Below are 24,176 nucleotides of genomic sequence, written 5' to 3'. Positions count from 1 at the left end.
TTGGCATTGCCAACCACAATTTGTTTGATTAACAAGGATTTTCCATGAAAGTTTTTCACCCACGGGGCGTGATATACGTGCTCGTTATTCTCATTGGTTTACTCAGTGCAATGCCAAATATGTTACCTGCCACCGCGTTGCAGCGCTTACCGGATTGGCTGGCTTCTAATCAATTGTCACTGGGGCTTGATTTACAAGGTGGCTCACACTTATTACTTGGTGCCGATACCCGCCCGCTTATTGAAAAAACACTGAAAGATACTAAAGAGACGTTCTTGCATGCCCTTCGTGACAAAGGCATTCGCTATCAATCTCAGCCATTGAACGCTGGTTCCTTTTCAGTCACATTAACTGGTTCGAACGCTGACGCAGACAAAGCCAGCGAGGTAGCCGCTAGTCTGGCTCGGGGGAGCACTGGTGAGAAGCAGTTTGATGTAACTCGTGATCAGCAACACATTACGTTTACCATCACTGAGGAATACAAAGCGAGCCTGGCTAGCGACGCCATTGAACAAAGCCTCGAGGTGGTACGTCGTCGCCTTAACGAGTCTGGGTTAGTTGAGCCCAGTATCACCAGACAAGGCAATGATGGCGTGTTAGTACAAATGCCGGGTGTGTCGGATCCGTCTAGAATCCGCGATTTGTTAGGTACAACTGCGCAAATGCGATTTCATTGGGTGACAGACAATGCGTCTTCAGCCAACACTATTGTGTTGCCTAATGCAGAGGGCAACCAGCAGTACAGGCTACAGAAACAAGTCGCGATGGACGGGGAGCATATAAAAGACGCGCAGCTGGGCTTTGATCCCAACACCAGTGAACCTGTTGTCACCTTTAAACTGGATAACACAGGTAGCCGAATTTTTGCTGAGATGACTAAAAGTCATATTGGTGTGCCGTTGGCTATTGTACTGGATAATAAAGTACTGACTGCGCCGGTGATACGCTCAGTTATTGCTGCCGGGGCGGGGGAAATCAGCGGCAATTTTACGCCCTCGGAAGCGAAAGACCTGGCCTTGTTGCTACGCGCAGGCGCATTGCCAGTGCCACTTGATGTCATGGAAGAACGCACGGTAGGCCCAGATTTAGGCTCTGATGCTATTGAAATGGGCGTGACTACCGGCCTGATCGGTGCGGCACTGGTGTTTGCATTTATGATAACACTTTACCGGCGCTGGGGATTGATTGCCTGTACCAGTCTGGCAATAAACATCGGGCTTATTATTGGGTTACTCAGTGTGTTTGGTGCCACTCTCACGCTGCCTGGCATTGCCGGGATTATTCTGACCATTGGTATGGCCGTTGATGCCAATATTCTCATCAACGAGCGAATAAAAGAGGAGTCTGCGAAAGGGAAGGCTGCGGGTCTCGCTATTCCGGCGGGTTTTGACAAAGCTTACGCGACGATACTCGACTCCAGCTTTACCACATTGATAGCGGTAAGTTTGTTGTTTATGTTCGGCAGCGGGCCGGTAAAAGGTTTCGCGATTACGATTGGTATTGGTATTTTCACCTCTATTTTTACGGCTGTGGCAGTAACCCGCCAAATGATGGGCTGGGCTACGCGGAATCGCACTCGCCAGGTATTGACCTTCGGGAACAATTGGCTGAATCAATCTGGCCTTAGCCGCATTAACTTTATGCGAGGCCGGGTAGTGGGGTTGGTGGCCTCTGCCATTTTGTCTATCGGGTCAGTTATTTTGTTTGTCCAACCCGGACTTCACTATGGCGTTGACTTTACCGGTGGCACCCTGATTGAAATGCAATCGTCGACGTTGTCGGTCGAACAGGTGCGAGACACTCTGGCAGAGCATCAAATAGAAGGTGCCAGTATTCAGGAGTTCGGCGAGCCCGGAAACTACCTGATTCGGGTGAGCCAACAAAACAGCGATGCCGGTAATACCGTTAATCTGGTGAAAAATGCGATAACGGCCAAAGACAGTGCGGCTAGCTATCCCAAAGTTGATATGGTTGGCGCCAAGGTAAGTGGCGGGTTTGCCGATGCCTCTATTCTTGCAGTGCTAATAGCTGGGGGCGGTATTCTGCTTTATTTGTGGCTGCGTTTTGAACAGCATTTTGCGCTGGCGGCAACTGCCACTATCTTGCTGGATTTAACTAAAACCATTGGCTTTTTTGCTCTCACCGGACTCGAATTTAATTTAACGGCCGTGGCAGCCATGTTGGCACTGATAGGCTATTCCATTAATGACAAGGTTGTGGTGTTTGACCGCATTCGTGAAGGCTTCCGGGCCAATCCGGACAAACCGCTGCTCGAGGTATTAAATAGCAGTATCGGCGCTACGCTGTCCAGAACCGTGTATACCTCTGCAACAACATTCCTGGCCTTGTTCCCAATGGGCATTGCAGGCGGGGCAACGGTAAGTAGTTTCGCTTTACCTATGTTGTTTGGCATTGTGATTGGTACCAGTTCGTCGGTATTTATAGCTTCGCCAATATTGTACTACCTTGGACGCCGACGGGAACAGCGTGGTTTACCGCAGTTAAAACCAACTGCTGAGGAAATTCGCGCTTCATTAGCGCATATTCCATAACGGGTGACTGCTTGAGTATCTGTCGGCGTGAAGAACAAGGAGGCGTCTTTGCACAATTAGCAAAGGTCGCCTCCGGCCGTAATTTACTGGGCGGTTTCCGCTTCGCGGATGAAGCAGAATAAGTCGTCTTTCAACTGAACGCGTTCGTTCTTCATGTCGAGAAGCACTTGATCTGTGGTCGGCTGCCCGTTTTCTTCTAGTTTTCGGATGTCGGCGTCGAGATTATTATAGCGCTCAAATAGTTTCGCAAAGTGACGGTCGTGCATTTTCAGATGACGAATGGTGTGCTGGTGGTCTGGGAATTCGTGTACCAGATCGTGTTTTTCAATATTCATAACTGCCTTTCTCAATAGTCACAGTGTTTATTCACTATGACTATTGTAAAAAGCTTTGCTGCCCAATGCCTTGATGCAAATCATATTTACGAAGCAGGGCACAGAAAGAGGGTGAGAGGTCAGGCGACAATACGCGCTTGTTCTACCAGGTAATCACATTCTGCCAACCAGTTGAATCCCTGTTCTTCAGTATAAAAATGACGGATCACATGGCTGGTGTCCTGTTCGTCCATCATTCGGTTTAGCTGATAGCTTTTCAGCGCATCTTCTCGGTAGATACGCACGGAGTGGGTCATTTTATGATTGACCGCCCAGGTGAGCATGTCATTGATAGGTTGTTCACAGTCCGGCGTAGATAACGCCCAGTCATCGAAGAACACGATATGCGCCCATGGCGCGTGGTAAAGGTAACGGGCGGTTTCTTTAAATTCCGCAATAAACTGTCGAGCGATAACCGCATTCCAACTACCGTAGCAGTGGATAATCATTACCTGATTATCCACCCTGATTGAATACTTGCCCCAAACCATAACTATTCCATTTATTACAACAAATCGCTTATACGCAAAGTGTAGCTGAAAGTTCAGTGTCTGCTACTGTTTGTGGATACGCGAACTTTATCGTGTAACGTTTGGTTTCCCTTTGCCACCTTTGCTACCTTTGCCATTTGAAGCGGCCTTTCCGCCTTTTTGGGTTTTGGGACGGTTGTATTTACCGAAGCCGGTGTGCTTTGTCATAGCGCGTTCGCCTTTGCGCCCTTTAGGTGCACGTTGACGCTTTTCTTCAGCCGTTTCCGGCGGCACCAGGTGCTGAGGGCCGCGACCGATTAGGTCCTCTCTGCCCATGTTAATCAAGGCTTTACGGATTTGGGCAAAGTTCTTCGGGTCGTGATAGCGCAGCATGGCCTTGTGCAAGCGGCGATGGATTTCACCTTTTGCAGACGTGACTGACTCACTGTCTTTAGTCACCTTACGAAGGCTGTTTACTTCGGTGTGGTACAAGGTTGTCGCCGTCGCCATCGGTGAAGGGTAAAAGTTCTGTACCTGATCCAGCTTAAAGCGGTTTTCTTTTAGCCAAATTGCCAGCGCCAGCATGTCTTCATCACTGGTGCCCGGGTGTGAGGCAATAAAATACGGGATCAGATATTGCTGTTTACCGGCTTCCTGAGAGTATTTGTCAAACAGCTCTTTAAACCGGTAATAGGTGCCCATACCCGGCTTCATCATTTTGCTTAGCGGGCCATCTTCTGTGTGCTCAGGCGCGATCTTCAGATAACCACCAACATGGTGAAGGGCCAATTCTTTTACGTAGTCCGGATCTTCGATGGCCAGGTCGTAGCGAACACCTGAAGCAATCAGGATTTTCTTAATCCCCGGTAACTCTCGCGCCCGGCGATAAAGATTGATCGTAGGCGTATGGTCGGTGTCCATGTGCGCACAAATACTAGGGTACACACACGATGGACGACGGCAGGTTGCTTCAGCTTTAGGGCTCTTACAACGCAAGCGGTACATGTTGGCTGTCGGGCCGCCTAAGTCAGAAATTACGCCGGTAAATCCAGGCACTGTATCGCGAATTTGTTCAATTTCACGAATGATAGAGTCTTCCGAACGGCTTTGAATGATGCGTCCTTCGTGCTCGGTAATAGAACAGAACGTACAACCACCGAAACAGCCTCGCATGATATTGATTGAGAATCGAATCATGTCATACGCGGGGATTTTCGCCTTGCCGTATACCGGATGAGGAATGCGCTGGTAAGGTAAATCAAAAACCGCATCCATTTCTTCTGTCTCCAGCGGCATTGCCGGTGGATTGATCCAGATGTGGCGGTCGCCATGACGCTGCATCAGTGCACGGGCACAACCGGGATTGGTTTCCTGATGCAAAATGCGGTTGGCGTGGGCATAAAGCACTTTGTTGTCGCGGACTACCTCAAAGGCAGGCAGTTTTACATACACGTGTTCCCAGGGCTTGCGACGCTCAGCCGGTTGCACCACGATGGGTTTGGCTTCGTTTGCAGTCGAAGCGGCTTCTTTGTTTTCGTTGTTGCCGTCGCAATCCGGTTCCATTATGTACGGGCTTGGTATCGGGTCGATTTTGCCCGGACGATCCAACGAGGTTGAATCGACACCTTGCCATTCCGGCAGGGCCTGTTTCACAATAATCGCGGTGCCACGTACATCGGTAATGTCGGCAATATTTTCCCCCGCAGCGAGGCGGTGAGTCACTTCCACAAGCGGACGCTCGGCATTTCCGAACATCAGCAGATCCGCTTTTGCATCGAACAACACAGAACGGCGGACTTTTTCAGACCAGTAGTCATAGTGCGCAATACGGCGCAAACTGGCTTCGATACCACCAATAATAATAGGGACGTCTTTGTAGGCTTCGCGGCAACGCTGGGAATACACCGTAACTGCGCGATCCGGTCGCTTGCCGCCTTCGTTGTTTGGCGTGTAAGCGTCATCGTGACGAAGCTTTTTGTCGGCCGTGTAGCGGTTTATCATGGAGTCCATGTTGCCCGCCGTTACACCATAATACAGGTTCGGCTTGCCCAACTTCATGAAGTCGTCTTTGTTCTTCCAGTCGGGCTGCGCAATGATACCAACGCGGAATCCATGAGCTTCCAGCAGACGACCAATGATCGCCATGCCAAAACTGGGGTGGTCGACATAGGCGTCGCCAGTGACCAGAATAATGTCGCAGCTGTCCCATCCCAATTCGTCCATTTCTGCACGAGACATAGGTAAAAACGGCGCACTGCCGTAACAATGTGCCCAGTATTTAGGGTAAGAGAACAGGCCGCGCTCAGCCTTAATGGTTGCTTGCATGGTATCTTCAGGAAAATTAAAACCCGCTTAGTATAGCAAATGCGGCGCTGGGGATATAGCGTTGTGGTGTTCTGTACGGCAAGTTTGGCAAGGATTGCCCGTTAAGCCGGAATGACAGGGTAGAACCGGCAGTGGATTGCCGGTTCATTGCGGTAACTTACACCCAATTCAGGCAACGGTATTCACACCAATGCTGCCGGTTAATTTGTCCAGTAACGTTTGTTGTGGCGACTGAGCAGTTTCTACTGCCTGGTAGATTTGTGCTGCGACAGATTCACTGCTTTCTGAGCTGTCAGTGGCACTTTGTCGCTGTTGAAATGCATCATGTTTAGCCTGAAAAAATTCAGCTAAATCAATGTCGTTTTCCTGAGCATACTGTTGCAGGGAAGCCGGCGCCATCGCCGCAACTTGTTCTGCGTCGAAGGTGCCGCTTTGTTCCATTGCCATAATGTCATGCATAAAGCTTTGCACAGCCTCATCATCACGGCTCTGGTTCATGAAGTCTGACAATTCGTCTTGTGCAGGTGGCTTGGGCGGCGGGGGCGGTTTAATTTGATTTGTCGCCATGGTTTGTTCGGCTTGAAACACCGATGACGTTGCTGACTGAATATTCATAATAATCTCCTAACGTGTTGCCGTACCAACGGGTACGGCGCACAGTGTCAGGTGCAACCCATATTCCGAACTATGTCAGCAAAGTGTAAAGCCTTTTATGATGGCCTCAGTGACAGTTTAAATGACCTGCTGAACCCACTGAGTAAAGGCCTGTTGAGGCATTGCGCCTGCCTGACGCGCGGATTCCTTTCCGCCTTTAAAGCACAATAAACTGGGAATGCTGCGGATCTGAAACTGTTGGCTTGTACCTGGGTTGGCCTGGGTGTCCACTTTGGCGAAAATCGCGCGGCCTTGCATGTTGGCGGCTACCGCATTGAACGTAGGGGCCATCATTTTACAAGGACCACACCAGTCGGCCCAAAAATCAACAATAACCGGCAGGTCGCTTTTTTGTACAAAACGCTGGAAGTTTGCGTCGGTTAGCGTGATTGGGGAAGCCGGTAACAAACTTGATTTGCACTTGCCACACGTTGGGGCGTCCTGAAGTTTGGCGACCGGGCTGCGGTTGATTGCCTGACATGCCGGGCATACCAGATGAACGGAAGACATACTTATACCTGTTAATCGTACATTTTTAAGATATATGGGGTAACATTGCCGGCAATCAAGTTAGGGAACATGACATGAACTACTGGTTATTTAAATCGGAACCCGATGTGTTTGGCATCGATCATCTGGCAGACCGACCTAATCAAACTGAACCCTGGGACGGTGTGCGTAATTATCAGGCGCGAAACTTCTTACGTGACGACATTAAGACGGGCGATTTGGTATTGTTTTACCATTCCAGCTGCAAGCAGGTGGGCATAGCCGGGGTTGCCGAAGTGGTAAGGGAAGGGTACCCGGATGCGTTACAATTTAATCCGGAATCAAAATATTTCGACCCGAAGTCGAATCCAGATGCACCTCGCTGGTTTAGTGTTGATGTGAAATTTCGTAAAAAATTCAAGCAGGTTCTGAGTTTACAGGCAATTAAAGCGAACCCGGACATTACCGAGTTAGGCATAGTGAAAAAAGGCCATCGGCTGTCGATTATGCCAGTGACGCCACATGAATGGTCTTTATTACTGGCAATGACCGGAGAAGCCTTATAAGGCTTCTTCCGTCATGTGATGTTGCCAGGTGCTTGCGAGAAACTGCTGACCATACTGGCCTGGTAATCCCCATAAAAAGGGGGATGGTTGCGACATGCGGCCATGTTCAAACGTGAAACCATCAGCGCGGTCCTTTGCAACCAGTAGCGGGCCGTCCAAATCCACAAACTGTACCGATTCACACAAGCAATACGCTGGCGCCATGGCCAATGACGAGCCTACCATACAGCCAACCATCACCTGCATCCTGGCATCCTTGGCTTTCTTGAGTGCGCGAATACCTTCAGTTAACCCGCCGGTTTTATCCAACTTAATGTTCACTGCCTGATAGTAGTTGGCAAGTGTGTCGATGTTTTCACTGGTGTGGCAGGATTCATCGGCACACAGCAAGATATCCGGATTCAAGCCTGCCAATGAGGCATCATCGGTGTCGGGAACCGGTTGTTCAATAAGGGCGACATTTAATGCTTTGAGCTCGGGGAGCCAGTCACTTAGCTGTGCGGGACTCCAGCCTTCGTTGGCATCCACAATTAACCGGCTTTTTGGTGATGCCTGACTGATGGCAGCCAGGCGTTCCAGAACCAATTCACCGTCGAGTTTAATCTTAATTAATGGTGCTTGTTTCAGTTCAAGGGCTTGTTTTGCCATATTGTCTGGCGTATCAATACTGAGTGTTTGCGCTGTGTAGCAGCGCTTTACTTCAGATAGCCCGGTCAGGGCGTAAACGGATTTACCCGTTTGCTTCGCGCGCAGGTCCCACAATGCTGCATCGAGCGCATTGCGGGCAGAGCCTGCCGGTAGAATCGATAGCAACTCAGTGGTGTCTTTTAACGTTGCCACGCGATCTTTAACGCTATCGAGTTGTGCCAGCACACTGCTAATACTCTCGTTGTACCGGGCGTAAGGGACAGACTCGCCCCAGCCGTAGTAATGACCGTCAGTAACAATGACCGTGACCACATCAGCCTGGGTTTTTGCGCCTCGGGAAATACGAAATTCCCGGGCAAGCGGAAAAGCTTCGGCAAACGCCAAAAACTGTATACTCATACAAGCAACTCCAATAGTGGCTGAACGCCGTGTCGAATCGGATCTACGCAAGGCAGTCCCAGTTCAGCGGTGACTGACTGACAATAATCCAATGCCTCTTGTTCTGATACGGCAGAGGTATTGACTGAAACACCAATCACCTTGGCGTCAGGGTTGGTAACGCGGGCGCACTGCAGGTTTAAGTCAATAACCTGTTGAAGGGAGGGCAGTGGACGTCCTGGCAGGCCGCGCATGTGTTCACGTTCTAACGCATGGCAAATTACCAGCGCATCGGGCTGTGCACCGTGCAGTAACCCCAGGCTCACACCGGCGAAAGCCGGGTGATACAGCGACCCTTGACCTTCTACCAGATCCCAGTGATCTGCGTCATTGGCCGGGCACAACGCCTCAACTGCACCGGAAATAAAGTCTGATACCACACAGTCCACCGCGATACCGGCACCTGCGACTAATATGCCGCTTTGGCCTGTTGCCCGAAAAGTCGCATTCATTCCCGCGGATTGCATAGCTTTGGCCAAACTCAGCGTTGTATACATTTTGCCAACCGAACAATCTGTGCCTACAGTTAACAAGCGCTTGCCTGAGCGAGGTGTGCCTTTGCCGGTTTTAAATTTGGTTGTAGGGTGGCGAATGTCAATAAGCTGTCGACCCAGCTTTGCCGCTTTCTCTGCTATTTCCGGAATGTCAGACACCTTGTCGTGCAAACCATTAATTATGTCGAGGCCTGCATCCAGCGCCTCAAGTATAGGCGCAATCAGGTGTTCTGATAAAAAGCCACCGCTGTTAGCAAAGCCAAGTACAAATGCCTTTGCGCCCTTGTCTACTCCATCCTGAATAGACATACGAGGCTGCCCTGTAATGACTTCACAGCCGGGCAAAGCAAATTCGCCAACGCATTTTTCCGGACTCCAGTCGGCAGCACTTTTCGCCATTTTAATACTAAGCGGATCGGTAGCATCGCCAATAAACAATAAATACGGAGACGGTAAATTCATGATAACTCCAACACTATATCAATACAGGTTAATCCAATGCGGCTAACACTAATCGGTGAAACCGCCGATTGCCAGTGTTATTCCACATCAATAATTTATGCATTTTTGTTACTGATACGCGTCAAGTTTCGCCAGATAGGCCGCTTTGTCCTCCTCCGGTAACCATGTCACTTTAAAGGCGTTGGCCATGAGTGTTTTTAGTTCACTTTGGCTGAATTCACCTTCTTGCTGCAGTTCAATCAGGTTCTCGTTCATATAGGCTCTGAAATAAGCCGGATCGTCAGAGTTGATGGTCGCTAGCATGCCTTTGTCCAGCATGGTGCGAATCTCATTCGCGGTTAACGACTGCACCACAAACCGGTTGGACACCGGACATACAGTCAGGCCAAGTTGTTTTTCAACAATAAGCTCACACAGTTCATCCGATTCAAGGGAGTTAACGCCGTGATCGATCCGGTCAACGCCAATCACTTCGATAACCTGGCGGATATGGTCTAGCGTGTTTTTCTGATTCACATCGCAATGCATAGTGAGCTTCAGGCCCCATTGCTTTGCCAGAGCAAACACGTCTTTAAATTTCACCGGTGGATTGTTGTATTCGTCTGAATCGAGCCCGACGCCAACCAACCAACCCAAGTAAGGCTTGGCCATTTGCAGGTGCTCCATGGCAGACTCTGCAGACATGTCACGCAGGAAGCACATAATTAACTGGCTGCGGATGCCTAGTTTTTGTTCTGCATCGACCTGAGCTTTTCTAATACCCGTTATGACTGTTTCAAACGCAATACCGCGTGAAGTATGGCCTTGAGGATCAAAGAAAATCTCGGTGTATACAACGTTCTGTGATGCTGCTTTCTCCAGGTAATCCCAGGTGAGTTTATAAAAGTCGGATTCGTCGATTAGTACGCTCATTCCAGCGTAATAAATGGTTAAGAAAGAGGGGAGATCGTGAAAATCATAGGCCGCTATCAGCGCCTCGGGACTGTCGAAAGGTAATTCAATCCCGTTTTTCTCAGCAAGTGCGAAACTTAGCTCCGGTTCCAGGGTACCTTCAATGTGAACGTGAAGTTCTGCTTTGGGCATGCCTTCAATAAATGCCTGCATCAACGCCTTCCTTTTATTATTGGTCAGGCACTGACTGCAAGCTTTGTTCCCGCTAACTGTACTGTCTATCCAGTTGAATTTCATACGATATATTAATTTACCTTTTGGTGGCTTGATTCATTTCGGTGCAACAATGCCCGCATTGCTGGCAGGCATTTTACTCTATTAGCGGCGAAGCTTGGGCTTGCCCCGTTGCCAGAACTGGGCGCCGTCGTAGGGTAAATCGTCCTCAACGGTAAATGTTTTGTCGGCGATAATTTTACCTTCAAGTTCCAGCGTCATGCGCCAGTCGCCTACCTTGTTCTCCAGCGGCTCCCATAGCGTATCGCCTAAATAAAAATCCCAGTTGTTGGAGCGGACGTATTCTTCGCCATCAAAGGGCGGCATGGGGATACCGTCTTCATCCGGAATGTCGGGATGATAAATGCAGTAGCGTACCTTGCTGTTTTTAGCGCGTTTGATATTCACTATGAATCCAAACTCAATATCCAGCTCTAACGGAACATGATTAGTGAAAGTTCTAATTTTTGGCAGGGCTTTATCGTCGGCATCCCACTTTGAGTGAATACCATAGGTCACGATTTCGACAATAGGTTTGGGTTTAGCCATGAACGGAATTACTTAGTTTCTGATAATTTGTATGACAATAGATGTACTATAACAGAGATACGTTCTCTTCGCTGCCAGAGTGTGGCAAAGTGTATGTATTATTGGTTAATTTTATAAACTTATGCTTCAGCACAAAACCAAGCGAAATGCATTCAAAACACTAGTACATAAACTGGCGACAGCCGGTTGCATGGGCTCCATACTCACCGGTTCCTTACTCATCGGCTCTACAGCGGCACAAGCAAGTGTGACTTCCGCGGTGTTAGACGAGCAGGCTGGCTTTCAGTCCGTAACCTGGACGAACGATACGGTATTAGTGTCGGGGACCCATGGCAGCGTGTATTTGTCTCATGATAACGGGAAAAATTTTACCCGACTTAACTTACCTATGGGTACAGAAGCCTTACAGTTTCGCGATAATCAGTGGTTTGAAGATGGTCATATTGTCGTAATGAGTGCAGGCGAGGGTGAACAGTCGAGATTGTACTATTCAGCGTCAAAGGGCAACGACTGGCAGTTGGTCAAGCAAGGTGAACACGAGCACGTGTTTTTTGATTGTATGTCCTTTACACGTGGTGGCGAGGGCTGGCTGTACGGCGACTCAGATGATGAAGGTTTGTACATTCTGCACACTCAGAATGCCGGGAAGGATTGGTCCCGAAAAGCGCTGCCGTTCAACGCAGCACCTTCAGAAGGCGGTTTTGCGTCCAGTGGTACTTGTATTGCCGCTACTGAAACCGTGGTGGCAGCGGGCACAGGTAATAGTGCACACCCCGCGTTATTGTTGAAAAAAGGGCAGAAGGACTGGCAGCGTGTTAGCAGTTTGTTCGAAGGTGGTGAAGCCGCAGGGATGTTTAGTTTGCAAGTCAATGAAAATACCCTGTACGCCTTTGGCGGCAGTTTAAAGCACGAACAACCAGCCATCGCGTTTACGTTCGACCTGACGGCATCCGTTTGGCAAGCGCTGCCAACACCGCCCTTAAAAGGCGCTATTTATGGTTCAGCGCTGTATTTCTCAGCGAGCCACAAGTCGATACCAGTTATTTTGATCAGCAATCCTCAAGGCGTATTTGCGTTATCCCCTAAGACTAAACAATGGCAAAAAGTCAGTGAAAGCAACATTTGGAGCCTTGCTTGTAAAGCTGATGAAGGCTGTATTGGTGTGGGTAAAGGCGGCGTGGTTGAAAAATACTCTCACGCGCATTTGGCGGTCGGCCAATAGTGCTTCCCTCTGAACTAACTTCCTTATGGTAGACGTAACTAAAGCGGCACAACTTAAACACGCAAAACGCCAGGCATTAGCCTGGCTGATTGGCGCCGCCATAGTGTTTGTAGGCTTGACCGTTTTGCAAACAATTGCGCCTGACAACGCCGCATTGTGGTGGGTTCAGTTAGTGAAAATGATAAGTGAAGCGGCATTGGTGGGCGGGCTCGCCGATTGGTTTGCGGTGAGCGCATTGTTCAGGCCTATACCCGCCTCTCACCCAATACCCCACACCAATATTGTGGCGAACAACCAGTCTGTTATTGCGCAGAACCTGGCTGTATTTGTGAAAGACAAGTTTTTTCATAACGATGCAATTGAAACCCTGGTGTCAGGCAGTCACCCTGCGCGAGCCATGGGAGAGTGGTTACAACAACAGAGTAACGCAGCGCGACTGGCAAAGTACATCACCGATAGTCTTGCCGGACTGTTACACGTTATAGACGATGCGCCGGTTAGAGCGGCATTGCACAAAGGCGTTCACAAAGCCTTGGGCCACATTGAACTGGGGGCGATTGTGGCTGGCGGGGTAAAGGTGATGACCCGGGACGGTCGGCACCAGAAGCTGCTAAACAAGCTGTTGGATAAACTTTCGGACTCGTTGCAGCAGGAAACAACCCAGCAATTTATCGCTGAAAAACTCACCGAATGGCTGAAAACCGAACATCGAAGGCTGGAGAAAATTCTGCCCTCCAGTTGGCTAAGCGAGCAAGGGGCTGGCATTGCGGTAAGTGCTCTGGCACATGTTTTGGCTGACGTTAATCAGGATCCACAGCATCCGATTCGGGTGGAATTAAACACCCAACTAAGCAGGTTTATCGATGATCTTGAACACAATGCAGATGCACAACAAAAACTGAACAATTTCAGAGATCGCCTGCTTAACAGTGAAACAGTCGGGCAGTATCTGAATAGTATTTTTGCTGAAATGCGACAGTGGCTGGTTACTGACATTGCAGCAGAAAATGGCCAGATTCGGACGCGTTTAACCACGTGGTTACAGGCCAGTGGTACTAAGTTAGCGCAGGACAAAGCGTTGCAAGAGGCTGTGGATCACCACATTGGTGAGGCTGCGCGTTACGCCGCACCAGAAATGGCTGATTTCCTGGCTGGGCACATTCGTAAAACCATTGAAAGTTGGGATGCAGCACAATTGTCTCAACAAATTGAATTAAACATTGGCAAAGACCTGCAGAAAGTCCGCATAAACGGCACCCTGGTTGGTGGACTTATCGGCGGCCTGTTGTTTGGTATCGAACAGCTAATCTTCGCATTTGCCTAACTCACCCTTGTTAAAACTTACATCCTGATACCAATCACATAGCAGTGTTGTTTCACATTAGGTGCAGTATTGTCAGCACAATGTAAAGATACGTTAAGGTCCTTTGATTTGTATTATTTATGGCGTATCTATGTCGCTCAAATAGCAACATTTTATAGACATAACAGAGTGATATCAGTGATTAGTATGAGGGTGATTAAGCAATGCTGAAGGGATACGGACCGTTAATAAAAATTGCATTGCTGCTGATTATTATTGGTGGGCCAGCCTATGCGCTTTATAGCATTTATGCCCCTGCAGCCAACGACGAGGCACAATTGCTGGCGCCTGTGCGTCGCGGCGATATAGAGACAACCATAGTGGCCACCGGGCAACTTGAGCCTAAACGTTACGTGGAAGTAGGGGCGCAGGTCTCTGGCCAGGTTGATGCGATTTATGTTGAAGAAGGTGACGTAGTTACCGAAGGCCAGTTACTTGTAGACATTGATGCCACGGTGTTTCGTACCCAGGTACAAAAAACCGAAGCTAACCTTGAGAACAAGCGCGCACAGCTTGAACAGTTGAAAGCTGAACGAGAGCTGGCCATATTGCGCGCTAAACGTAACGAACGCTTGCACGCGCAAGATGCCGTGAGTGAAGACGAAGTGTACGCCAGTCAAACCAATGTGCGTGTACTGGATTCAAAGATCAGCGCGTCGATCGCACAAATCAAAGCCGATGAAGCCTCGCTAGAGGGTGACAGAGCAACACTGGGCTTTGCGAAAATCTACGCACCCATTGCGGGAACGGTTGCAACGATTAAAGTGCGTCAGGGCCAAACCCTGAACGCCAATCAAAATGCGCCCACACTACTGCAAATTTCAGACTTAAACACCATGACCGTTCGGGCCGAAGTGTCTGAAGCTGATGTAGGTAAACTGTACCCCGGTATGCCGGTGTATTTCACTACACTGGGCGATACCAGAACGCGTTACCATTCAACAGTGCGTCAGGTGCTGCCGACGCCAAACGTGGTGAATGATGTTGTGCTGTATCAGGTGCTCATTGATATACAGAACGATAGCGGGGCGCTCATGGACGCCATGACCACCCAGGTGTTTTTTGTACAGGAACAAAAAACAGATACGTTATTGGTGCCTCTGGCCGCCATAAAAGGCCCGCCGAGAAATCCGTTTGTCCTGGTTGTTACCGAGCAGGGCAATGAACAGCGCCAGGTCAAAGTGGGGATTAGAAATCGCACCGTTGCTGAGATCCTTGACGGTCTGAGCGAAGGCGAGCAGGTCGTGGTGGGTGTGCGCGGTGCTGCTGCACGAGGTCAGCGCGGACAGCAAAATGGTCCACCGGGAATGCCGCCGGGCATGCCTGGCGGAGGGCGTCGTGGTGGCTTCTAACCCATTAATTTCACTGGATAACGTCAGTCGTAGTTATCAGTCTGAAGGTGCAGAGGTCACGGCACTCAAACAGGTATCGCTTACTATTCAGAAAGGCGAGTTTGTGGCCATCATGGGGCAATCGGGTTCGGGTAAGTCCACCATGATGAATATTCTGGGCTGCCTGGACAAACCCAGTGCAGGTACTTATCGGATTCACGGCCAGTCTGTGGCGGATCTCGATGACAACCAACTGGCTGCATTACGGCTCAAAACCTTTGGTTTTGTGTTCCAGCGCTATCAGTTGCTCTCGACGTTAACGGCACAACAAAACGTTGCGTTACCAGCCATTTACAGCAACACCAGCGAGGTTGAGCGTAATGCTCACGCGGCGCAATTGCTGGGTAAACTTGGGCTTGAGGATCGCATTACCCATCGTCCCGGTGAATTGTCGGGCGGGCAGCAGCAGCGGGTGTCAGTAGCCCGGGCGTTGATTAATGGCGCTGAAGTGATCCTGGCCGACGAACCTACCGGTGCACTGGATTCAGCCAGCGGCGAACAGTTGCTAGCCCTGCTTAAATCACTACACCAGGAAGGGGTGACAATTATTCTAATCACCCACGATCCAGCTGTTGCTGAGCACGCCCAACGTCAGGTGAAACTGCTGGACGGCGAGATTGTGGAAGATACTGGTGCCGCCGAAACACAGTCTGTCGAGACTGGGCAGCAACAACCGTCTAAGGTTAATGTCTTTCCCAGTATTTCAACGGGGGCTGCGCTGAGCATGGCGTTTTCATCGCTGCGGCTAAACTGGTTTCGAACATTACTTACCTTACTGGGCATCATCATTGGCGTAGCTGCGGTGGTTACCATGATGGCGATAGGTGAGGGCGGAAAACAGGATGTACTTAAACGTATTGAATCCATAGGTACAAATCTTATTTCGATTCGTCCCGGCGGCGGCAATATTCGAAGTTCAGGTGATATCGCATCGCTTACCTTAGAAGACGCAAAAGCACTAGAAGCAATAGAGGGTGCCTTATATGTCGCGCCAGAGCGAAGTACGCGCGCGACCATGCGCTATGGTGAAAATGACTTCTCAGGCCGGATAACCGGTACCACGCCTGCGTATTTTTATGCCAAAGACTGGGAAATGTCTCAGGGCGTCTTTTTTACTAATGAAGATGTCGACAGTTATGCGCCAGTGGTCGTGATAGGCGATACCGTAGCCGAAACCCTGTTTGAAAATAAATACCGCGCCATTGGCGAATACATTTTAATGAAAAATGCGTTTTACCAGGTGATTGGGGTACTGAAATCCAAAGGTGCCAGTGCAGGCGGTAACGACATGGACGACGAAGTCTTAATCCCCATCTCTACTGGGCGCTTAAAGGCCTTTGGACGCCCGTATTTAAGTGGCATCACCATTAAAGCGGCGTCGACAGAAGCTGCATCTGGCGTACAGGAAGAAGCTCTTGCCATTCTAACGGCACGCCATGGCAAGGAAGATGTAATGGTGCGGACCACGGATTCACTGGTTGAAGCGGTCACAGAAACCCAGAATACCCTGACCTGGTTGCTGGCGTCTGTTGCGGGCATATCGCTGTTTGTTGGTGGTATCGGCGTGATGAACATTATGTTGGTGAATGTGTCGGAGCGCAAACGCGAAATCGGGCTGCGCATGGCGACCGGCGCTAAACCCGGCGACATTTTAAAGCAGTTCAATATAGAAGCCTGGGTGGTGTGTGTTATGGGCGGTTGCGTAGGCATTTTTCTGGGGTATGCCGTGATTTTCGTGCTGTCACAGTTTTCAGTCTCGGTGGCCTATACCTTATTACCGCCTGTTCTGGCTTTTGTTACGTCGTTGGCGGTGGGTGTATTGTTTGGCTTTGCGCCGGCTCACAAGGCTGCCCGGCTAAACCCTATTGATGCGTTGGCAGAGGATTAATTTATGGCACGCTGTTTTGTTCATTTTAGCCCGCGTGCTGCTGCCGTTTCGTTAGCCATGTCCGCTGTCTTTATATTAAGTGCATGCAGTATGCAGCCATCGCGGAGTTTTCCGGAGGTGCAACTGCCTGAGAGCTTCTCAAACCCAAAGATCACAGCAACGGTATCGGTAGATACGAACTGGTGGCAAGGGTTCGACTCACCAGAGTTATCGGCGCTAATGGCGCAACTCGCCGCGCAGAATCTGGATTTAGCCACGGCGTCATTGCGTGTAGAACGTGCGCAATTTCAACTGGGGCAGACTCGAGCCGATAATTTACCTGCGGTTTCGGGGCGGTTAAGTGGTCGCGGTGGCGAAAACCTGGATACAGGCCTCACGTCACTTAGCTCATCGGCTTCAATCGGCGCAAGTTATGACGTGGATATTTGGGGTTCGCGTGAAGCCAGTATTCTGGCCTCAACGCTGAATATTGATGTGAGCCAGGCGCAACTTCGAAATCAGTCTGTGCTGTTACAGCGTCAGCTCGCCAATGCGTATTTTACTCAGTTGTCGTTGCAACAACGCTTAGCCATAGCAAAGCAAAATGTGACAGCATCAGAACAGCTACTGTCGTTAATTCAGTTGCGGTACGACGCTGGTAGCGCATCGGGCATAGAGCTTGCGCAGCAGCGTAACACGCTGTTAAGTGCCCAAAATGAGGTATTGCGTCTGTCGAATCAATTAGCCATTAATAACCGCGCCTTGGCTGCATTGTTGGCCGACAGCGAGTTTCAGCAGCGCGAATTCACGGCACCGGTGAATAGTCTGGCATTGCCGGAAATTGACGTTCAACAGCCTGCCAGTGTATTGCGTCAGCGCCCGGATGTCGCCGCGGCCTTTTTGCAGCTTCAGTTGGCGGACATTAGTGTTTATCAGGCCAGTATTGCCGGTTTACCAGGGTTGAGTTTAAGCGCGGATCTGGGCATGTCAGATCTTACCGATCTTGCCAACGGCTGGTCACTCTCGGCAGCGCTAAGTTCGGCCATGGTGCTGTTTGACAACGGCAAACGTGAACAAGCCGAACGGGTTGCCAACGTGGATACTCAAATTGCATTCAATAACTTAATGACAACCATAATCAGCGCTGCGCAGGAAATGCAGGATGCAGCCGATAATTATCGTTTTCAGCGTGAAGCGTATGCATTGGACTTGATTGAACTGGAAAACAATCAACGGTTGTACGATTTAGCCCAGGCCAGATATAAGTCGGGTGACAGCGACTTCCTGAATTTGCTCAATGCCCAGCGCAGCTGGTTTAGTGCCCAATTGAACGTAATCAATCGCTACCAGAGCGCGCTGAGTGCCGCTGTAGATGTGTATACAGCGGCACGCGGGCTGCCAGTAACGAATACGGATAGTTAGCGGTATAGCAGGATAGCTATTTAAGCCGCAATGTCGCGCAGTTGAGTTAGATACGACTGCGCGGCGTGACGTCCCATCTGATAGCCGTGAATAAGTTTATCGCGACGCATAGTCAGCCTGCCGACACCAAACTCTGCTGGTGGAACGATAACATTAATCCGGCAGTCAGCGGGCGGCGAAGCAATAAATGCCAATGTATCGTTATAGCGCGTAGCACGTTGCTGTATGGCTTGTATCAGTTTTGGGTAGCGGGCAAACACTTTGTTGGCGACCCAGGTACCTTTTTCCTCGGCTTTTTGATAACCCCATGGCTGACTGAGTATAACCGTGATGTCTTTAAAACCCTGCTCATAGGCGTACTGCACCGGAATGGCGTCTGTCACACCGCCATCGACATAGCGGACTCCCTGATAACGGGGAGGCGTGCGATAAGCCATCGGTAAGGCGCAGGTCGCTTCCATTAACACATCTATGTTGTCAGCGGTAACACGGTGATATTCCGGCTCACCAGTGCGCATATTGGTTATAACAGCAATTAACGGCGTAGATGTCGCCAGGGCTTCCGCGTTTATCGGATACCGGGCCTGCGCCTCCAGCCACAGCCATTTCACATCGGTCATATGGCCTTTCAACATAAAGCGAACGGGATTAAAAAACTCACGTTGTGTAGCAAGGCGGGTAATAATTTTACGATTTCGAGGCGCATTGCCTGTTACATAACCCGCTGCATTTGTGGCACCCGCAGACACACCAAGCACCATATCAAACGGATTGTAGTGTTGAAGCTGAAACGTATCTAGCACACCCGCCGCAAAAATGCCGCGCATTGCACCGCCTTCTACAACCAATGCACTTTTCATGATCCGGACTCCTGTTCAGATGTTTATATGAATACCAACGAATTTGTTGCAAATAGAATACCGAATTGTGCGCGCTAACAGTGATGAATAAAACTACACGGCATAATCGAAAAAATAGAATAGCGAAATGGGTATTGGGTAAGTGATATTCGGGGGCGGAAACAGGCACGGTATGGGCTATAGGCATGTTAAGCCAGAAACGCAGAAGCAACAGATTTTTTGTTGAAGAGAGTAATATAAAAGCCGATGAACTATGTCATCGGCTAAGATTTGGATCAGGAACTGACTATCGCATTAAGTGTGATTTAGTGACGCTTAAAAGGAGGGCGACCGCTAAATTGGGTTGTCTTTTCTTCGTTGGTGACTTCGAATTGCGCCAGGTCGACCGTCTCTACACAATCGCTACTGCGCTTAAACGGTGGTTTACCGCGCATAGTGGCTTTATTGGCCTGGCATGTTTGTGCCGACGTTACGACTTCAAACTGAGCCATATCCATTGTCTCGCCGACAACGCGTTGTCTTTTAAACGGTGGCTTTCCTGAGAATTCAGTGACAACCTGTGAGGAAGTTTGCGAAGCAGCGGATCCTGCTTCTGAGGCATTCGCGTGCACCATTGACGTGCATGCAAGGATGCCGGTAGTAAAGAATAACGATAATGTGCTTTTCTTCATAATAGGTGACCTTTTATTTGAAGTTGCTATCTATGTCTATGTTCTGTTGAGATAATATAAGCACTTAATCTAAAGTTTAAAGCCTGTCTCGTGATAGTTAAAAGCTATCAATTTATGAATTCATTCACAAAATAAATATCAATTATTTAAGATTCGCACAAAAAAGGTGCTTGCATGCTTTGTTTTGGTGAGCCGGTGCGGTGTGTTTGAAAAAAAGTCATTAAATATGAGTTGGTTAACAAGTGGCGTTTAAATTGCCTCCTTATCAATAAGGTCGGCCAAAGCGTGTCTTTTCTATGAAAAGCAAACTAAGTGTTTTCACCACATTATTGCTCATATACTGTGTCTTCAATACAGCGTACGCTGAGCAGTTTGCTTTGCAGCAAAGTGAAGGCGGTACGTTGTATTTGCGCATCCATACCCGGGCAGTTGACGACGCACAGTTTTTGTTAGACACAGGTTCGTCACTTACATTACTGACCCCTGACACATTTAAAAAATTGAGCGCAAACGAGCCTGCAACAGAAGCAGGCTACGTTAATGCTCGACTTGCAAACGGACAAATTAAAAAGATCAAAACCTATCGCCTGACAGCGTTTGCACTAAGCGATGCCTGTGCATTTGAAGATGTGCAGGTTGCCGTCATGCCAAGAGCCAACAACATTTTAGGTATGGGGTTGCTGTCAAAAGCGGGTTCGCTAAATATCAGTCTGCTGCCGCCAACCCTGACGCTGGAAAAGTGTGATCAGATGCATACTGCTTCTACCGCCCCGTTGAGCACACACTGAAGCAACAAGCTATCCCGGATTGCTGTGACGATGCAACACGCGGCGGGCTTCTTTTCTGACATCGTCTCGCTCACGCCATTTCCACAACAAGTCTCTGTGTGGCGGAATAATATCTTCTGGAATGGCTACCGGGTTCACATAGCGCGGTGGCAAGGGTGAGTCGAGCGTTAATTGCGTAAGCGGTGGGATCTGCCAGGGAGCAAACAAATCCTCAATATCCAGATGTGCGATTTCAGGTACCCATTTTCGAATAAACTCCCCGCTTGGATCGTTGTCTTGCGCTTGTTTCACCGGGTTGTAAACCCGCAGCGTATTTGTACCGGTTACTCCGGCTTGCATTTGAAACTGCGGGTAATGAATACCCGGTTCAAAATCCAGAAACTGTTGTGCAAGGTGAAGTGCACCTCTGCGCCAGTCAATCAGCAAATAATGCGTAAGGAAGCTTACCAGCATAGCCCGCATTCTGAAGTTCAGGTAGCCGGTTTTAATAACACTGCGCATGCAGGCATCAACCATGGGAATACCGGTATTGCCTTCACACCAAGCCTTAAATTGCTGTGTAGCTTGTTCGTCAGCTCTGTACGGAAAACGCTGATATGCGGCGTTAACAGGCCTGAATTCCTGCTCGCATTCACTTTCGAATTTCTGGATAAAGTGGCAGTGCCAATGCAGCCGCGATATAAAAGCTTGTAAGGATCGCGGTAAGGGGGATTTCACGGCGGTAATTGCCTGATAAACCTGCCTAACACTCAGATTTCCCCAAGCCAGATAGGGCGATAAACGCGAGCAACTGCGCATACTCTTGAGGGGACTGGAAATCTGTGTGTGGTAGCTACGATGGCGATCATCGATAAAGGAGACCAGAGTTTGATGTGCCTGTGTCTCTCCGCCAAGTTGCATGTGCTCGTCTGGCCGGTGCAGCTCGGCAGAAATGGTGGCAGGCACACGGGTAACCAGAGTTTTGTTTGTTTCCCAGTTAATCTTGTGAATGGGTGTACTTACAGGCGCAGAACGCATTTGTTTGCGCCAGTTTGCCAACCACTGTTTGCGGTGAGTCAGCCCCCTGATAACGCCCGCATAAGGGAATTCTTTCCACTCCACACCCACCGACTTACACCAGGCTTTAAGCTGTTTGTCTCTCTCAAAAGTACACGCCAGCCCCACCTCTTCATAGCTGTATAGCGTTATGCGTTGGTAGTGCTGGTGGAGCCGTTTAAAGAACGGTAAGGCGTCGTCATAGCTGACATGAAAACTGGCATTGAGTGGTCTAAGTTGCTGCTCCATGTCTAACAGACTTTGCCACACAAACCGCCAGTGCCGGTTGCTGTAGTGTGAGTCGGCCATTATTGCTGGTTCGAAAAGGTAAACAGGCAATACCGGATTATTACTTTCCCATGCAGCGTGAAGGGCGTGGTGGTCCTGCAAACGCAAGTCTCGTTTGAACCACACAACGCTTATAGATTGATTGTCCCGCGAAGTCATGTTTGTTACGTGAACGATTGAGTAAAAAACCGCTCGACGCTCGCTGATTGAATTAACAGCATGTTACCGCTGTTTGTACTGAGTGGGGCAGTAGCCACGGTTTATGTCAGGCGAACGCAACTTTAAGTGTTTGGTATTTCGGCCTTGCGTGCGTTTGCGCCACAGTCGGAAACTCGATGGCTTTAGTTCACTGCGCATGATTTTGATGACAGCGTCCTGATTAACACCAAACAGATTTTCGATAGCTTCAAAAGGCGTGCGGTCTTCCCATGCCATCTCGATGATCCGTGACAGGTCGTCGGCACTGTATTGACGGGTGATTTTGCTCAATATTCATTTCCAATAATTCACAATCACCCGTAATACGCTAACGCATTAAGTTTAGATTAATGCAGCACACATTAAGCCTTCACAACAAATTGCGTTAGGCCTTGTTGGGTAGAATTGGCTAGGTCTTTGGCTCTTGAGGCTTCATTCACCGTTTGTTCCAATTGATACTGAATATCGTCGCTGACCTCTGCGATATTGGTTGCGATACCGGCTGCTGTTTGCTGTTGAGCGCTCAGCGCATTTACCGCTTCCAGTATTTGCGAGAATGCCGCTATGTTTTCATTAAAGTCGCGCATCATTGTGGCGAAGGTGTCACGTGTAAAATTAACGCTTTCGTTCATAGCAGTAGAAACATCAATGAGTCTGCCTGACTCGTTCTGTGTTTCCTTAACGAGGGTATCCATTTCATTCAGGAATTTACTGATTTGTTGAGTTGCATCGGCCACTTTTGCCGACAAACTGCGCACTTCATCTGCCACAACAGCAAAGCCTCTACCAGCTTCACCAGCACGGGCAGCTTCGATAGCGGCATTAAGCGCAAGTAAATTGGTTTGATCGGCAAAGCCTTCAACCATTTTTAAAATACTGCGTACATTTTCGGCGTTGTTTTGCAGGCCAGTTACCGTGCTGGCAAATTGGTTAAGCAGTTCAGTAATACTACTAATCTGCTCCTGAGACGTTTCCAGGGTGTCGTTAGCGGTAACGGCATTATTCAAATTAACTTCATTAGACGTAGAAACCTGCTCAGCCGCCGACACAATGTGGTCGATGCGATGGCTCACATCTTGTGCTGACTGGCTAATACTCTGACTGTTCTGCTTTTGCTGTGCTGCCTGCGAATTTACTGAGTCTACGATGTGGCTAACGGTGTTATTGGCTTCCGCTGCTTTTTCTGCATCCTGATATATCTTCGCGATGAGTCTAGCCAGATTACCTGCAAAGGTGTTGTAGGCCGCCGACAGCTCACTGAACTCGTCGCAGGTGAAAGCGGGTAGGCGAGTGGAGAGGTCGCCCTGGGTATGGTTAATGTGATTTAGTGTTGAAAGCAATGCTTTTACAGGGCGAACGATCAGGTGATGCAAATAAAAAATAGTGAACCCGAAACACAGGGTGCTGATAACAAACACTGAAATCACAGTACCTTGCATGGCGTGCTGCTCTTCAGGCGGCGCGGACAGCATAGAATAGAACAGGTAAAAGTTGATAATTTGAAATATAAACAAGAAGCTTATATTGCCAATGATTTTACGTGAAAGCGTAAAGAAGAACGTTTTCTCAATGACGTTGTACATCTGCCAAAATGTTTGCATGGGGTCTGATCCCGCTATTTTTGTTGGTTGTTTTACGCGCAATTTCTGCACTTTATACTCAAATTATAGCTAAGCAATTGGGGTAATTCTTTGCGTGAGATCAGGTGTTGTTGAGATAAAGCTAGTTATGGAATAGTGCCTAATGGCACTTGAAAGACAGATTATTAGAGGAGGAGCACGAAATAGCGACGAGTCTAAATAAAAACCCCATGCCTTTCGGCACAGGGTTTATGTTTGGTGGAGCTGGCGGGATTTGAACCCGCGTCCAGAAAATGTCTACCTTTG

At 49.1% G+C, this 24,176-nt stretch carries 22 protein-coding genes; 8 read left to right on the top strand and 14 right to left on the bottom strand.

The genetic code is table 11. From position 1 onward, the window contains the following. The first annotated feature begins 44 nt into the window (after positions 1 to 44). Positions 45 to 2,552, top strand: a complete 2,508-nt coding sequence (gene secD, locus AC4MRN_RS04395) for a protein translocase subunit SecD (protein ID WP_491202609.1) — start codon at positions 45 to 47, stop codon at positions 2,550 to 2,552. An 83-nt stretch (positions 2,553 to 2,635) separates the two neighbouring features. On the opposite strand, the gene AC4MRN_RS04390 is transcribed toward secD, so the two are convergent. The 5 genes from AC4MRN_RS04390 to trxC form a co-directional block, all read right to left on the bottom strand. Further along, positions 2,636 to 2,887 (bottom strand): HP1242/YdcH family protein, encoded by a 252-nt coding sequence (locus AC4MRN_RS04390; protein ID WP_255054136.1) that lies wholly within the window; start codon positions 2,885 to 2,887, stop codon positions 2,636 to 2,638. Positions 2,888 to 3,006: 119 nt separating this feature from the next. Continuing rightward, positions 3,007 to 3,417 (bottom strand): hypothetical protein, encoded by a 411-nt coding sequence (locus tag AC4MRN_RS04385; protein WP_370166390.1) that lies wholly within the window; start codon positions 3,415 to 3,417, stop codon positions 3,007 to 3,009. 87 nt (positions 3,418 to 3,504) lie between these two features. Beyond that, positions 3,505 to 5,721, bottom strand: a complete 2,217-nt coding sequence (locus AC4MRN_RS04380) for a YgiQ family radical SAM protein (protein ID WP_491202608.1) — start codon at positions 5,719 to 5,721, stop codon at positions 3,505 to 3,507. Between the two features lie 168 nt (positions 5,722 to 5,889). After that, the gene (locus AC4MRN_RS04375) at positions 5,890 to 6,336 is read right to left on the bottom strand and encodes a hypothetical protein (RefSeq protein ID WP_491202607.1); all 447 of its coding nucleotides are present in this window, start codon (positions 6,334 to 6,336) and stop codon (positions 5,890 to 5,892) included. A gap of 117 nt (positions 6,337 to 6,453) precedes the next feature. Further along, positions 6,454 to 6,885: a thioredoxin TrxC gene (gene trxC, locus AC4MRN_RS04370; protein WP_491202606.1), complete on the bottom strand. Its 432-nt coding sequence runs from the start codon at positions 6,883 to 6,885 to the stop codon at positions 6,454 to 6,456. Between the two features lie 74 nt (positions 6,886 to 6,959). Here trxC and AC4MRN_RS04365 point away from each other — a divergent pair, with 74 nt between their 5' ends. After that, positions 6,960 to 7,430, top strand: a complete 471-nt coding sequence (locus AC4MRN_RS04365) for an EVE domain-containing protein (RefSeq protein ID WP_073321763.1) — start codon at positions 6,960 to 6,962, stop codon at positions 7,428 to 7,430. Here the strand turns inward: AC4MRN_RS04365 and dgcA are convergent. The 4 genes from dgcA to AC4MRN_RS04345 form a co-directional block, all read right to left on the bottom strand. Continuing rightward, positions 7,425 to 8,477, bottom strand: a complete 1,053-nt coding sequence (gene dgcA / locus AC4MRN_RS04360; RefSeq protein ID WP_491202605.1) for an N-acetyl-D-Glu racemase DgcA — start codon at positions 8,475 to 8,477, stop codon at positions 7,425 to 7,427. The genes AC4MRN_RS04365 and dgcA overlap by 6 nt on opposite strands. Beyond that, complete coding sequence (gene dgcN, locus AC4MRN_RS04355) at positions 8,474 to 9,472, bottom strand: N-acetyltransferase DgcN (protein WP_491202604.1); 999 nt, start codon at positions 9,470 to 9,472, stop codon at positions 8,474 to 8,476. Before dgcN ends, dgcA begins: the two co-directional genes overlap by 4 nt. 108 nt (positions 9,473 to 9,580) lie before the next feature. Then, positions 9,581 to 10,576: an adenosine deaminase gene (gene add, locus AC4MRN_RS04350; protein ID WP_491055988.1), complete on the bottom strand. Its 996-nt coding sequence runs from the start codon at positions 10,574 to 10,576 to the stop codon at positions 9,581 to 9,583. Between the two features lie 165 nt (positions 10,577 to 10,741). Beyond that, positions 10,742 to 11,185 (bottom strand): DUF3859 domain-containing protein, encoded by a 444-nt coding sequence (locus tag AC4MRN_RS04345; RefSeq protein ID WP_491202603.1) that lies wholly within the window; start codon positions 11,183 to 11,185, stop codon positions 10,742 to 10,744. Positions 11,186 to 11,375: 190 nt separating this feature from the next. Between AC4MRN_RS04345 and AC4MRN_RS04340 the strand changes: the two genes are divergently transcribed. From AC4MRN_RS04340 to AC4MRN_RS04320, 5 genes are all read left to right on the top strand, one after another. Then, entirely contained in the window at positions 11,376 to 12,407 is a 1,032-nt protein-coding gene (locus AC4MRN_RS04340; protein WP_491202602.1) for a hypothetical protein, read from the top strand. A gap of 25 nt (positions 12,408 to 12,432) precedes the next feature. After that, positions 12,433 to 13,731: a DUF445 domain-containing protein gene (locus tag AC4MRN_RS04335; RefSeq protein ID WP_491202601.1), complete on the top strand. Its 1,299-nt coding sequence runs from the start codon at positions 12,433 to 12,435 to the stop codon at positions 13,729 to 13,731. A 203-nt stretch (positions 13,732 to 13,934) separates the two neighbouring features. Continuing rightward, complete coding sequence (locus AC4MRN_RS04330; protein WP_491202600.1) at positions 13,935 to 15,122, top strand: efflux RND transporter periplasmic adaptor subunit; 1,188 nt, start codon at positions 13,935 to 13,937, stop codon at positions 15,120 to 15,122. Beyond that, positions 15,109 to 17,049, top strand: coding sequence for an ABC transporter permease (locus AC4MRN_RS04325; RefSeq protein WP_491202599.1), 1,941 nt, complete (start codon positions 15,109 to 15,111; stop codon positions 17,047 to 17,049). The genes AC4MRN_RS04330 and AC4MRN_RS04325 overlap by 14 nt, the downstream gene beginning before the upstream one ends. Before the next feature lie 90 nt (positions 17,050 to 17,139). Next, positions 17,140 to 18,450 (top strand): TolC family protein, encoded by a 1,311-nt coding sequence (locus AC4MRN_RS04320; protein ID WP_491202598.1) that lies wholly within the window; start codon positions 17,140 to 17,142, stop codon positions 18,448 to 18,450. 20 nt (positions 18,451 to 18,470) lie between these two features. Here the strand turns inward: AC4MRN_RS04320 and AC4MRN_RS04315 are convergent, their stop codons facing one another. Together AC4MRN_RS04315 and AC4MRN_RS04310 are read right to left on the bottom strand one after the other, a co-directional pair. Then, positions 18,471 to 19,310: a patatin-like phospholipase family protein gene (locus AC4MRN_RS04315; RefSeq protein WP_491202597.1), complete on the bottom strand. Its 840-nt coding sequence runs from the start codon at positions 19,308 to 19,310 to the stop codon at positions 18,471 to 18,473. 305 nt (positions 19,311 to 19,615) lie between these two features. After that, positions 19,616 to 19,981, bottom strand: coding sequence for a hypothetical protein (locus AC4MRN_RS04310; protein WP_084526383.1), 366 nt, complete (start codon positions 19,979 to 19,981; stop codon positions 19,616 to 19,618). Positions 19,982 to 20,277: 296 nt separating this feature from the next. Here AC4MRN_RS04310 and AC4MRN_RS04305 point away from each other — a divergent pair, with 296 nt between their 5' ends. Next, on the top strand, positions 20,278 to 20,769 hold the full coding sequence (locus AC4MRN_RS04305) for a retropepsin-like aspartic protease (protein ID WP_073321716.1): 492 nt from the start codon (positions 20,278 to 20,280) through the stop codon (positions 20,767 to 20,769). 9 nt (positions 20,770 to 20,778) lie between these two features. Here AC4MRN_RS04305 and AC4MRN_RS04300 read toward each other — a convergent pair whose 3' ends face one another. From AC4MRN_RS04300 to AC4MRN_RS04290, 3 genes are all read right to left on the bottom strand, one after another. Next, on the bottom strand, positions 20,779 to 22,251 hold the full coding sequence (locus AC4MRN_RS04300; RefSeq protein ID WP_491202596.1) for an FAD-binding domain-containing protein: 1,473 nt from the start codon (positions 22,249 to 22,251) through the stop codon (positions 20,779 to 20,781). A 63-nt stretch (positions 22,252 to 22,314) separates the two neighbouring features. Next, entirely contained in the window at positions 22,315 to 22,581 is a 267-nt protein-coding gene (locus tag AC4MRN_RS04295) for a TIGR03643 family protein (RefSeq protein WP_255053951.1), read from the bottom strand. A gap of 71 nt (positions 22,582 to 22,652) precedes the next feature. Then, complete coding sequence (locus AC4MRN_RS04290) at positions 22,653 to 23,891, bottom strand: methyl-accepting chemotaxis protein (protein ID WP_490404043.1); 1,239 nt, start codon at positions 23,889 to 23,891, stop codon at positions 22,653 to 22,655. Positions 23,892 to 24,176 lie beyond the last annotated feature (285 nt).

This window comes from Marisediminitalea sp. (assembly GCF_984433645.1).
This window is presented reverse-complemented; position numbering and strand designations above follow the sequence as displayed.

Coding starts and splice junctions, on each gene's coding strand:
- AC4MRN_RS04290 (WP_490404043.1), bottom strand. CDS start 23,891: ATGCAAACATTTTGGCAGATGTACAACGTCATTGAGAAAACGTTCTTC.
- AC4MRN_RS04335 (WP_491202601.1), top strand. CDS start 12,433: ATGGTAGACGTAACTAAAGCGGCACAACTTAAACACGCAAAACGCCAG.
- AC4MRN_RS04365 (WP_073321763.1), top strand. CDS start 6,960: ATGAACTACTGGTTATTTAAATCGGAACCCGATGTGTTTGGCATCGAT.
- AC4MRN_RS04310 (WP_084526383.1), bottom strand. CDS start 19,981: ATGAAGAAAAGCACATTATCGTTATTCTTTACTACCGGCATCCTTGCA.
- AC4MRN_RS04305 (WP_073321716.1), top strand. CDS start 20,278: ATGAAAAGCAAACTAAGTGTTTTCACCACATTATTGCTCATATACTGT.
- AC4MRN_RS04320 (WP_491202598.1), top strand. CDS start 17,140: ATGCAGCCATCGCGGAGTTTTCCGGAGGTGCAACTGCCTGAGAGCTTC.
- AC4MRN_RS04300 (WP_491202596.1), bottom strand. CDS start 22,251: ATGACTTCGCGGGACAATCAATCTATAAGCGTTGTGTGGTTCAAACGA.
- AC4MRN_RS04340 (WP_491202602.1), top strand. CDS start 11,376: ATGGGCTCCATACTCACCGGTTCCTTACTCATCGGCTCTACAGCGGCA.
- add (WP_491055988.1), bottom strand. CDS start 10,576: ATGCAGGCATTTATTGAAGGCATGCCCAAAGCAGAACTTCACGTTCAC.
- AC4MRN_RS04330 (WP_491202600.1), top strand. CDS start 13,935: ATGCTGAAGGGATACGGACCGTTAATAAAAATTGCATTGCTGCTGATT.
- AC4MRN_RS04385 (WP_370166390.1), bottom strand. CDS start 3,417: ATGGTTTGGGGCAAGTATTCAATCAGGGTGGATAATCAGGTAATGATT.
- AC4MRN_RS04380 (WP_491202608.1), bottom strand. CDS start 5,721: ATGCAAGCAACCATTAAGGCTGAGCGCGGCCTGTTCTCTTACCCTAAA.
- AC4MRN_RS04315 (WP_491202597.1), bottom strand. CDS start 19,310: ATGAAAAGTGCATTGGTTGTAGAAGGCGGTGCAATGCGCGGCATTTTT.
- AC4MRN_RS04345 (WP_491202603.1), bottom strand. CDS start 11,185: ATGGCTAAACCCAAACCTATTGTCGAAATCGTGACCTATGGTATTCAC.
- secD (WP_491202609.1), top strand. CDS start 45: ATGAAAGTTTTTCACCCACGGGGCGTGATATACGTGCTCGTTATTCTC.
- AC4MRN_RS04375 (WP_491202607.1), bottom strand. CDS start 6,336: ATGAATATTCAGTCAGCAACGTCATCGGTGTTTCAAGCCGAACAAACC.
- AC4MRN_RS04390 (WP_255054136.1), bottom strand. CDS start 2,887: ATGAATATTGAAAAACACGATCTGGTACACGAATTCCCAGACCACCAG.
- dgcN (WP_491202604.1), bottom strand. CDS start 9,472: ATGAATTTACCGTCTCCGTATTTATTGTTTATTGGCGATGCTACCGAT.
- dgcA (WP_491202605.1), bottom strand. CDS start 8,477: ATGAGTATACAGTTTTTGGCGTTTGCCGAAGCTTTTCCGCTTGCCCGG.
- trxC (WP_491202606.1), bottom strand. CDS start 6,885: ATGTCTTCCGTTCATCTGGTATGCCCGGCATGTCAGGCAATCAACCGC.